A 9,803-nucleotide genomic window follows, 5' to 3' on the forward strand; every position below is an offset into this window, starting at 1 on the left:
GCGGCGGCACGACAGGTGACGGCTGGCGGCTCGTCGGGCAGTGTAGCGGCTCGTCGCGCATGGCGGGGGGCTGCCTTGGCCTTTCTCGATGCCGTTGCCTGGCCGCGTTTCCGGCAGGCAAGGTTCCGTTCGCCGGGGCGTTAGTTGTGAGTTTTCCGCGATGCTGGGACGATAGCGTCCAGGGATGCGGCGGCCTGTGCCGCGTTCTCGCGATGACAATCTGACAATCGATCCCCCGCGCACCTCCGGCCCGCAGTCGCGCGAGCCGTGCGCACTGCCAATGGAATTCACCATGCTTCTGCACCTGTCGACCTGGTCCGAAATCGAGGATTACCTGAAACGCAGCCGCACCGTGGTCGTGCCGATCGGCTCGAACGAGCAGCATGGCCCCACCGGCCTGCTCGGCACCGACTGGCTCTGCCCCGAGATCATCGCGCACGAGGCGCAGACCTCCGCCGACATCCTGGTCGCGCCCACCTTCAACATCGGCATGGCGCAGCATCATCTCGGCTTTCCCGGCACGATTTCGCTGCGCCCGAGCACGTTCATCGCCGCGATCGGCGACTGGGTCCATTCGCTGGCCGGGCATGGCTTCGAGAAGATCCTGTTTCTGAACGGGCATGGCGGCAACGTCGCGTCGATCGAGGCGGCGTTCTCGGAGATCTACGCGCAGGCCAGTTTCGCGCGCCGCCGTTGCGGGTTCGCGCTGAAGCTGCGCAACTGGTGGGACCTGGACGGCGTGTCCGAGATTGCGCACCGGCAATTCCCGACCGGCCATGGCGTGCACGCCACACCGTCGGAGATCGCCGTGACGCAGTGGGCGCTGCCGCACACCATCAAGCAGGCCGATTATTCGCCCGAGATCGCGCCGATGGGGCCGATCCGCGAGGCGCTGGATTTCCGCGCGCGCTTCCCGGACGGGCGGATGGGTTCGAACCCGAAGCTGGCGTCGCAGGAGAAAGGCGGCGAGCTGGTGGCGCGCGCCGCGCGGAGCCTGGTGGCGGAAGTGGCCGCGTTCGCGGCCGAGGTGGTGCCGGGGTGAGGGGTGCGGCGTGGTTCGGATGGTGCGGTGTGCGAACGATGCCGGGCTGCGCCACATCGCAATGAACCGACACGTCGTTCGGGATGAGGACGTTGACAGCGAGCGCCAATATGGCCCGAATGGAACGCCCATGACGGATATCGACTTTGAGGCCCATCCTTCCATAGACCCACTCATGACGATTGCAGAATCACTAGAACAGTTCGGGCACTTCCACGATTGGTATTTGGACACCGTCACCGTTGGACCCAACGAACCACGCACGCTGACGCTCGGCCTGTATCTCGGCAACAGGCGCGCAACCCTCACCTTCGAAGGGGTGACCTGCGTTTGCCTCGAAAACTGGGGCTTGCTGAATATCGTGTACTCGATCCGGCTGCTGCGGCCGGACGACGAACGGTTCGCACAGGCGCGCACCGTCCTGGCAAGGGGAGAACGCCTTACCGATCGACGCGCGGCAAGTCTGGTCTATTTGTACGCCACCCTCGGCGCGGAAATTGCGATCGAGCTTGATTCGATCAGGATCGATCCTGCGTGACCGGCATTCAAATTTTCTTCGGAGCCGGCATGGTCGAGAATTCAAGACTCCCCCCAATGGCCGGCATATACGTGTCAATCAACGCCAATTGCCCGACGACATCGATCAGACACAGAAACATGGATGCCAATGCAATTCCGGCTCCCCCTGCGCAAGCATAGTTGAACAAGCGCCCGCCAATGCGGCCAGGCTCTTGATCAACCGCCCCCGGAAATCTGAAGCGAAACGAATCCATGGCAATAAATCCACGCCCGAGCACAAAAACCCCGTCGAGACTCGACGACACATGATCGTATCGTTTCAACTCGTTGGCGCCATCAAAATACATCTCCCGCAAAGGCAAGCTCGGAGATTGCAGTTGATTGGATTTGTACGCTTCTTGCATCCATCCCAACACGGTCTTCATATGCACCGGGCCATCATAGGCAATTAAAAACCGCCTGGGTGCAGGCCGCTTCGTTTCCTTCGCATGCAGCTTCCAGCGATAATTCAACTCCGCTGCCGCACGAGCCGATTTCAAATACTCCTCTTCGTTCAGCGTGCTTTTCACCTCGATCGTACAAAAAACGGATTCGATCAAAAATGAATCCACATCCTTGCTGAGTGCCAGCTTGGGAAAACGAGTATCGTAAATCACCGCATCCCATTGACGATCGATATGGTCATGGGGGCGAGTTGCCGAAATAATTTCTCCCGTGCCGATCCCGATCGACGCACCAAGATGCCCTCGCAGAAACTCGCGAACAAATGTCTCACGCCCTCCGCCCATGATGGTCGTATTATCGACCAGCTTCAATCGCTGACTGTCGGCGATAAGTGAATTTTCGAGCGCGGCCAAGTGTTCAAGGAGTCTCGATGCCATTTATTTTCTCTGAAATCAAAACAAGACCAATATAAAATCACGATCAAGAAGAGTTGGTCAAGCAATCAAAAAGACCGAAAATTTCCGATCTTCACATCATCGATTCGATAACAAAAATAAAATCGAATCATCGATGGGCAATCCAATGCTCGATAGAGATCGCCACTCGCTCCGCAATTCCCTCAACCTCGCCCACCTCGATTGAAATAGAATCGTAAGCTTCACCCCCACCGAGCGCCCTTCGATGACGACGCCCCCGGACCCCGCCCCCTACCTCTTCATCCTCAACATCGGCTCCGGCCGCACCCGCGAGGCCGAAACCCTCACCGCCCAGCTCGACGCCGCGTTCGCCCAGGCGAACCGCCATTACGAACTCCTGACCGTCACCGACCCGTCGCAACTGGCCGACACCGCCGCCCGCGCGGCGCGGCGCGTCGGCAGCGGCGTGCTGGTGGGCGTGGGCGGCGACGGCACGCTGCGCACGGTGGCGCGCGCCGCCTACGATGCCGGCTGCCGGTTCGGCGTGCTGCCGCGCGGCACCTTCAACTACTTCAGCCGCGATCACGGCATCCCGGCCGATACGGAGCGCGCGATCGCGCTGTTGCTCGCCGCGCGCGAACACCCGGTGCAGGTCGGCTTCGTCAACGACGCGCTGTTTCTCGTCAACGCCAGCCTCGGCCTCTACCCGCGCCTGCTCGAACAGCGCGAGCAATACAAACGCCAGTTCGGCCGCAGCCGGCTGGTCGCGCTCGGCTCGGCGATCTTCACGCTGCTGCGCCCGCACCGCCTGCTGCGGCTGCGCGTCGAGCACGAAGGCACGGTGCGCGAGTTGCGCACCACCACGCTGTTCGTCGCGAACAACCGCCTCCAGCTCGAACAGGTCGGCGCGGCCGAAGCGCCGCTGCTCGCGCAGGGCATGCTGGTGGCGATGGCGCCGCTCGCGCACGGCCGGCTCGCACAAATCCTGCTGTCGCTGCGCGGCGCAATCAGCCGGATACGCGATGCGGGTGACATGATCGGCTTCGGTTTCGAGCGCTTCACGGTCGATCGCGCGTCGCGCCGGCGCCGCTCGATCGAGGTCGCGACCGACGGCGAGATCGCCCGGCTCGCGCTGCCGCTGGTGTTTCGCGTCGGCGAACAGCCGCTGCGCCTGCTCAAGCCCGAGCCGGATGAAGCCGAACGCGAACGCAAATGACCGCCCCCAAGCCGGCGATAATCCCCCGATGATCACCCTGCTCCAGATTTCCGATCCCCACTTCGGCGCGGAACGGCCCGCCGCGGTCGAGGCACTGGTACGGCTCGCCGCGCAGTTGCAGCCCGCGCTGATCGTGATGTCGGGCGACCTGACGCAGCGCGCGCGACGCGGCCAGTTCGACGCGGCGCGCGCGTTCGTCGCGCGGCTCGCTCCGTTGCCGGTGCTGGCGATTCCGGGCAATCACGACCTCCCGCTGTTCGATCTGGTCTCGCGCTGGCGACGGCCGTACGCGAACTACCGGCGCGCGTTCGGCGCGGCGCTGGAGCCGGAATTCGACACGCCCGCGCTGCTGGTGCTCGGCGTCAACACCACGCGCGCGGCACGGCACGCGGCGGGCGAGATCTCGGCGGCACAGGTCGAGCGCGTGGCGCGACGGCTCGAACGCGCGGGGCCGGCGCAATTGCGCGTGGCGGTGGTCCATCAGCCGATCGTCGCCGCCGATCCGGCCAACCGGCACGACCTGCTGCACGGCCGCGACGCCGCGCTGCGGCGCTGGGCCGACGCCGGCATCGATCTGGTGCTCGGCGGCCATACGCATCTGCCCGGCATCTGGCCGGTCGCCGCGCTGGCGCGCCCGGTGTATGGCGTGCAAGGCGGCACGGCCGTGTCGCGCCGGCTGCGCGACGGCGTGCCGAATTCGGTCAATCGCATCGACTATCTGGCCGGCCCGAGCGGCCCGCGCCGCGCGATCGTCACGCGCTACGACTACGACCCCGCCCACCCGGACTTCGTCGCGCAGCCCGCGCAAACGCTCGAACTGGCCCCCGGACGCTGATCCAAGCAGCGCTCGCCGCTTCCGTTTGCATTTTTATAGACGATCAGTCTAAAATCGGCCGCATGACAAATTCGACCGATTCCGCCCTCAAGCCGCGCCGCGGCCGTCCCCCGAAAAACCCGCAAGCGCACGCCGACACGCGCGGCGTGCTGATCCGCGCCGGCATGGAATTGCTGACGGAGCAAGGCTTCTCGGCCACCGGCCTGGATACGGTGCTCAAGCGCGTCGGCATTCCGAAGGGCTCGTTCTATCACTACTTCGAAAGCAAGGAAGCGTTCGGCCGCGAGCTGATGACGGCCTACGACGCCTACTTCGCGGCCCGGCTCGACCGCTGGCTGCTCGACGACAGCCGCCCGGCGCTTACACGGCTGGCCGATTTCGTCGAGGACGCCAAGGCCGGCATGGCGCGTCACGATTTCACGCGCGGCTGCCTGATCGGCAATCTCGGGCTGGAGGTGGGCGCGCTGCCGGAGGGATTCCGCGAAACGCTCGAAACGATCTTCACGAGTTGGCAGGCGCGCGTGGCGCGCTGCCTGCGCGACGCGCAGCGCGAGCACACGCTCGCCGCCGACGCGAACCCCGACGCGTTGGCAGCGTTTTTCTGGATCGGCTGGGAAGGCGCGGTGCTGCGCGCCCGGCTGGTGCGCAACGCCGCGCCGCTCGACACCTTCTTCAGCGGGTTCCTGGCCGTCCTGCCGCAGCGGCAGCCGGCCGGCGCCCGCACCCGTCCGTGACCGGACCCACTTTCCGCTGAGAGACACACGATGTTCCATTGCCTTCTGATCGAACAGGACGCCAACGGCGCCAGCCACACCCGGCTCGACACGCTCGACGAGGCGCGCTTGCCCGAGGGCGACGTGCTGGTCGATGTCGAATACAGCACGCTCAACTACAAGGACGGCCTCGCGATCACCGGCAAAAGCCCGGTGGTGCGGCGCTTTCCGATGGTGCCGGGCGTCGATTTCGCCGGCACGGTGCGCGAGAGCGCGCATCCGACATACCGGCCCGGCGACGCGGTGGTGCTGAACGGCTGGGGGGTGGGCGAGCAGCATTGGGGCGGGCTCGCGCAGTGCGCGCGCGTCAACGGCGACTGGCTGATTCCGTTGCCGCAGGGGCTGACGGCGCGGCAAGCGATGGCGGCGGGCACGGCCGGCTATACGGCGTCGCTGTGCGTGCTCGCGCTCGAACGTCACGGCATCGGCCCGCAACGGGGCGACGTGCTGGTGACGGGCGCGAGCGGCGGGGTCGGCAGCTTCGCGATCGCGTTGCTGGCGCGACGCGGCTATCGCGTGGTGGCCTCCACCGGCAAGACGCAGGAAACCGATTATCTGACCGGGCTCGGCGCGGCCGAGGTGATCGATCGCGCCACGCTGTCGGAGCCGGGCAAGCCGCTGCAGAAGGAGCGCTGGGGCGCGGCGGTCGATTCGGTCGGCGGCGCGACGCTGGCGAACGTGTGCGCCTCGCTGCGCGCCGACGGCGCGGTGGCCGCCTGCGGACTCGCGCAGGACATGTCGCTGCCGGCCACGGTCGCGCCGTTCATCCTGCGCGGCGTGAGCCTGCTCGGCATCAACAGCGTGACCCGCCCCTACGCCGAACGCGAAGCCGCCTGGCGCATGCTGGCCGACACGCTCGACCTGACCCAGCTCGACACCATCACGCGCGAAATCGGCCTGGCCGAAGCGATCGGCGCGGGCGCGGACCTGCTGGCCGGCAAGGTGCGCGGCCGGCTGGTGGTCGACGTGAATCGCTGATACGTAAAGTCGATACGTCAACGGCGACGCGGCGCGATTCGATTCACATCGCACCGCGCCGCGTCACCGACCTCCGCCTTTTCCTTTTCCCGCGTGCTTACTTCGTCACCGGTTGCGGCCCGCCGCTGGCGGTCAACTGCTCGTACACCTCGTGCGACAGATCGAGCAGCGCCTGGCGATCCATGCCGCCCGACACCGCATAGCCGAACCGGCCATCCACCCAATAGAACACGTTCACCGGGCCGCTCTGATACAGCTTGAACGCCGTCACGTCCGAGGCCAGCTTGCGGTGCGAGATGTTCAGCGTGATCCGCTCGCCAAGCGTGTTGTGATACATGAACTGCGCGATCGGGCCGTCGTCGCCGGGCAGCAGGCGGCCGCCCATCAGCTCGTAGCCGGCGCGCGTCAGGATCGGCGGACGCACGTCGGTACCGAGCCGGCTCGACAGCCATTGCACCAGCTCCTGCTCGCGATCGGCGCCCACCTCGACAGGCCGCGTCACCATCGGCGCATAGGTGACATAGGCAATCGCCGACTGGCGCGCCAACGCTTCGCCGCCATACGACGCGCGCAGGATCGAACCGCCGCCGCCATCCGCACTGCCGGCCACATCGCGGCCGACCGGGCTCAACATGCCGCCCGCACCGATCCCGATGCCGATCACGAGCGCGGCGGCGAGGCCCGCGAAGCGCTTCCAGTTCGCGGCCGGACGCGCCGCGCCGGCCACCGGTGCAAGCACGGGTGCGGCCACGGGCGCCGCATCGCGCGGCATCTCGGCCGCTTCCGGTGCGAGATCCTCGGGCGGCAACAGGCGCGCCGGCAGCGGCTCGTCGAGCACGCGGTCGTAGCGCTCGTGCAGCATCGAATTGATCGAGAAGTAATCGCCGATGCGCTCGGCCAGGCCGGCATCGGTTTCGAGCAACTGGTCGATCTGGGCGCGGCGCGCTTCGCCGAGCGTGCCGTCCACGTAAGCGTGCAGTTCCGATTCGGTGATCGGCGTGATGGCTTCGTTCATCGCACCACCTTCAGGTTTGCGCTGGATTGGGTTCCGGACATCAGGGTGCGCAGGCGTTCGCGGCCGCGCGAGAGCCGCGACATCACGGTGCCGAGCGGAATGCCGAGCGACAGCGCCACTTCCGCGTAGCTCAGTTCCTCCAGGCCCACCAGCAGCACCACCTGGCGCTGGTCGAGCGGCAAGCGCTGCAGCGCGTAATCGAGGTCGCGCACTTCGAGCGAGCGCGTGGGCGCGCCGGGCACGGCGAGCGCGGCCTCGGGCAGCGCCTCGTCGTCCACCGACACATGCTCGGCGCGCGCGCCGGGCCGTCGGGCCTGGTTCGCGAACACGTTGTGCATGATCGTAAACAGCCAGGCACGCAGGTCGGTGCCGGCCTGGAACTGCTCGGTATGGCGCAGCGCGCGTTCGAGCGTGTCCTGCACGAGATCGTCGGCAAGCTCGCGGTTGTGGATCAGCGCACGCGCATAACGGCGCAGGCGCGGCACATGGTCGATCAGTTCGTCTCGGATGGTCATGACATCAAGGTCGGCTCATGGGCGGACGGTCGGAAAAGGGAAACATGCATGCGGTCGTACCTCGGATTCAATCGCCGGCCAGCAGGTCGGCGGCCTTCATCAGGCCGTGCGTGCGCGCCTCGCCGGCGATCACGATATGTTGCCCGGCGCCCGATGTCCATTCGAGCAAACGCACCGCGCCGAGCCGGCGTGCCTGCCAGCGCCCGCCGCGCTCGGGCGTGCCCGGCGAAACCAGCACCAGCGGCTCGCCCAGCGCATTGCGATAGACGAACGCATGGGCGCGCGCGAACGGCCAGAGCGCCAGCGGCCGGGCATCGGCCAACCGGAAACCGACCGCACCGAGGTTGGGCGCGGGGTTCGACGACGCATCGTCGGGCCGGGCCGGCGCGGCGGCAATATCGTGCGCGTTCAATGCGGTCACCGCGGTCAATTCGTCGTAGGCGGCGGTATCGAGCCGTTGCGCGGCGGCGCGCTCGAACGCCGGCAGGCCGACCGCGACGACGCAGGCCGCCAACCCGGCGGCCACCGCCAGCGCAACCGCCACGGCCGCCACGCGGCCGCCGCGGGACAAGCCCGCCCACCCGCGCCGCAGGCCGCGCGGCTGATCGGGCTGCAACGCCGCACCGGCCAGCTCGGCTGCCCGCAACGCTTCACCGCCCCACGCCGGTTCGGCCCCCTCGATCGCGAGTTGCGCCGGAAAATGCGAGCGCATCTGCGCGTTGACCCGCGCATAGAACGCCACGCGGCGCGCCTCGGCCGGCTGCCGCGCCAGATAGGCCAGCACGCTCGGCGCGCGCTCGGCGGCAAGCAGGCCGTCGGCATAGGCCTGGACGTCCTGCTCGGTCGGAATCGGTTCGGGTGCGGGTTTCATGGCTGGGCGAGTCGGATCATTCTCGGGGTACACACGGCGAACACCGCACGCACCCGCTTATTCCCTGCCCGATGAAAAATATTTTCGGGTGCCGGATCATGCCCCCGACGCTCACCTGCCCAGAAAAGAAAGGAAACCGAAAGATTGCAAAGCGAGGCGGCCCGCCGCCCCGTTTTACATGCCGATCAGCGTGCGCAGCGAGGCGATCGAATGCGGCCGGGCGTACCAGAAGCCCTGCGCCTCGTCGCAACCGAGTGCCAGCAACTGGTTGGCCTGCTCGATGGTTTCCACGCCCTCGGCCGTCACGCGCATCTTCAGCGCATGCGCCATCGCGATGATGGCCGCCACCAGTTCGGCGCTGCGCGCGTCGCTCGGCAGCGGCGCGACGAACGCGCGGTCGATCTTCACGCGATTGACCGGAAAGCGTGTGAGGTAGGACAGGCTCGAATAGCCGGTGCCGAAATCGTCGACGGCGATTTCCACGCCGAGTTGCCGGATCGACGAAACGGTGTCGAGCGCGGCCTCGGTGTCGCCGAACAGCACGCCCTCGGTAATTTCCACTTCCAGGTTGTGCGGCGCGAGCCCGCTGTCATCGAGCGCCTGCTCGATGATGCCGAGCAGGTTGCCGCGCCGGAACTGCTGCGGCGAGACGTTCACGCACACGCGCGGCGCGTCGTCTCGATCGCGGTGCAGGCGGCCGATTTCCCGGCAGGCGGTGCGGATCGCCCATTCGCCGATCCGGTCGATCAGGCCGCTTTCCTCGGCGATCGGGATGAATTCGTTCGGGCTGATGTCGCCCGAGCGCGGATGCCGCCAGCGCAGCAGCGCCTCGACCTGCGCGATATGCCCGGTTTCGAGCGTGACCTGCGGCTGATAGGCGAGCCAGAACTGTTGACGGTCGATGCCGCGCGAAAGCGCCGCCTCGAGTTCGAAGCGGCGCGTGGCCCGCACTTCCAGCGCGCTGGAGAACGGCACGGCCACGCCGTCGCCATCCTCGATCGCCGACGACAGCGCCACGTTCGCGCGGCGCAGCAGCGTATCGGTGTCCTCGCCGTGCTCGGGATAGGCCGCGATGCCGGCGCTGGCCGACACGTGCAGCGCCGCGCCGGCGAACTCGATCGATTCGCCGGCGCAGCCCACGATGGTATCGACCAGCCGGCGCACCGACGGCGCGGGCTC

Annotated in this window: 11 protein-coding genes; 6 read left to right on the forward strand and 5 right to left on the reverse strand. The window is 67.1% G+C overall.

What is annotated here, in order from left to right; all coding sequences use genetic code 11:
* The first annotated feature begins 292 nt into the window (after window positions 1-292).
* Together ACYP33_RS17295 and ACYP33_RS17300 are read left to right on the forward strand one after the other, a co-directional pair.
* Window positions 293-1,042, forward strand: a complete 750-nt coding sequence (locus ACYP33_RS17295; protein WP_414449265.1) for a creatininase family protein — start codon at window positions 293-295, stop codon at window positions 1,040-1,042.
* Window positions 1,043-1,172: 130 nt separating this feature from the next.
* Window positions 1,173-1,580 carry a hypothetical protein gene (locus tag ACYP33_RS17300; protein WP_459622970.1) on the forward strand — a complete coding sequence of 136 codons (408 nt, stop codon included), beginning with the start codon at window positions 1,173-1,175 and terminating at the stop codon, window positions 1,578-1,580.
* 7 nt (window positions 1,581-1,587) lie between these two features.
* On the opposite strand, the gene ACYP33_RS17305 is transcribed toward ACYP33_RS17300, so the two are convergent.
* Window positions 1,588-2,442 (reverse strand): DUF6602 domain-containing protein, encoded by an 855-nt coding sequence (locus ACYP33_RS17305; protein WP_459622971.1) that lies wholly within the window; start codon window positions 2,440-2,442, stop codon window positions 1,588-1,590.
* Window positions 2,443-2,686: 244 nt separating this feature from the next.
* On the opposite strand from ACYP33_RS17305, the gene ACYP33_RS17310 reads away from it, so the two are divergent.
* The 4 genes from ACYP33_RS17310 to acuI all read left to right on the forward strand — a co-directional run bounded on the left by ACYP33_RS17310 (window position 2,687) and on the right by acuI (window position 6,223).
* Window positions 2,687-3,637 carry a diacylglycerol/lipid kinase family protein gene (locus ACYP33_RS17310; protein WP_459622972.1) on the forward strand — a complete coding sequence of 317 codons (951 nt, stop codon included), beginning with the start codon at window positions 2,687-2,689 and terminating at the stop codon, window positions 3,635-3,637.
* Between the two features lie 28 nt (window positions 3,638-3,665).
* A complete protein-coding gene (locus tag ACYP33_RS17315; RefSeq protein ID WP_459622973.1) occupies window positions 3,666-4,472 on the forward strand; it encodes a metallophosphoesterase family protein in 807 nt (268 codons plus the stop codon).
* A 62-nt stretch (window positions 4,473-4,534) separates the two neighbouring features.
* Complete coding sequence (gene acuR, locus ACYP33_RS17320; RefSeq protein ID WP_459622974.1) at window positions 4,535-5,206, forward strand: acrylate utilization transcriptional regulator AcuR; 672 nt, start codon at window positions 4,535-4,537, stop codon at window positions 5,204-5,206.
* Window positions 5,207-5,236: 30 nt separating this feature from the next.
* Window positions 5,237-6,223, forward strand: a complete 987-nt coding sequence (acuI, locus tag ACYP33_RS17325) for an acrylyl-CoA reductase (NADPH) (RefSeq protein ID WP_459622975.1) — start codon at window positions 5,237-5,239, stop codon at window positions 6,221-6,223.
* Window positions 6,224-6,320: 97 nt separating this feature from the next.
* On the opposite strand, the gene ACYP33_RS17330 is transcribed toward acuI, so the two are convergent.
* The 4 genes from ACYP33_RS17330 to ACYP33_RS17345 form a co-directional block, all read right to left on the reverse strand.
* Entirely contained in the window at window positions 6,321-7,238 is a 918-nt protein-coding gene (locus ACYP33_RS17330; protein ID WP_459622976.1) for an anti-sigma factor family protein, read from the reverse strand.
* Entirely contained in the window at window positions 7,235-7,753 is a 519-nt protein-coding gene (locus ACYP33_RS17335) for an RNA polymerase sigma factor (RefSeq protein WP_414445316.1), read from the reverse strand. The genes ACYP33_RS17330 and ACYP33_RS17335 overlap by 4 nt, the downstream gene beginning before the upstream one ends.
* A gap of 67 nt (window positions 7,754-7,820) precedes the next feature.
* Window positions 7,821-8,624 (reverse strand): transcriptional regulator, encoded by an 804-nt coding sequence (locus ACYP33_RS17340; RefSeq protein WP_459622977.1) that lies wholly within the window; start codon window positions 8,622-8,624, stop codon window positions 7,821-7,823.
* Window positions 8,625-8,798: 174 nt separating this feature from the next.
* A partial coding sequence (locus ACYP33_RS17345; protein ID WP_459622978.1) for a putative bifunctional diguanylate cyclase/phosphodiesterase occupies window positions 8,799-9,803 on the reverse strand: 1,005 nt, incomplete at its 5' end.

The organism is Burkholderia sp. 3C (assembly GCF_054589155.1).

What these genes read in the sequence shown, in the direction of transcription:
- acuR (WP_459622974.1), top strand. Translation starts at nt 4,535, where the DNA reads ATGACAAATTCGACCGATTCCGCCCTCAAGCCGCGCCGCGGCCGTCCC.
- ACYP33_RS17295 (WP_414449265.1), top strand. Translation starts at nt 293, where the DNA reads ATGCTTCTGCACCTGTCGACCTGGTCCGAAATCGAGGATTACCTGAAA.
- ACYP33_RS17300 (WP_459622970.1), top strand. Translation starts at nt 1,173, where the DNA reads ATGACGGATATCGACTTTGAGGCCCATCCTTCCATAGACCCACTCATG.
- ACYP33_RS17305 (WP_459622971.1), bottom strand. Translation starts at nt 2,442, where the DNA reads ATGGCATCGAGACTCCTTGAACACTTGGCCGCGCTCGAAAATTCACTT.
- ACYP33_RS17340 (WP_459622977.1), bottom strand. Translation starts at nt 8,624, where the DNA reads ATGAAACCCGCACCCGAACCGATTCCGACCGAGCAGGACGTCCAGGCC.
- ACYP33_RS17310 (WP_459622972.1), top strand. Translation starts at nt 2,687, where the DNA reads ATGACGACGCCCCCGGACCCCGCCCCCTACCTCTTCATCCTCAACATC.
- acuI (WP_459622975.1), top strand. Translation starts at nt 5,237, where the DNA reads ATGTTCCATTGCCTTCTGATCGAACAGGACGCCAACGGCGCCAGCCAC.
- ACYP33_RS17335 (WP_414445316.1), bottom strand. Translation starts at nt 7,753, where the DNA reads ATGACCATCCGAGACGAACTGATCGACCATGTGCCGCGCCTGCGCCGT.
- ACYP33_RS17315 (WP_459622973.1), top strand. Translation starts at nt 3,666, where the DNA reads ATGATCACCCTGCTCCAGATTTCCGATCCCCACTTCGGCGCGGAACGG.
- ACYP33_RS17330 (WP_459622976.1), bottom strand. Translation starts at nt 7,238, where the DNA reads ATGAACGAAGCCATCACGCCGATCACCGAATCGGAACTGCACGCTTAC.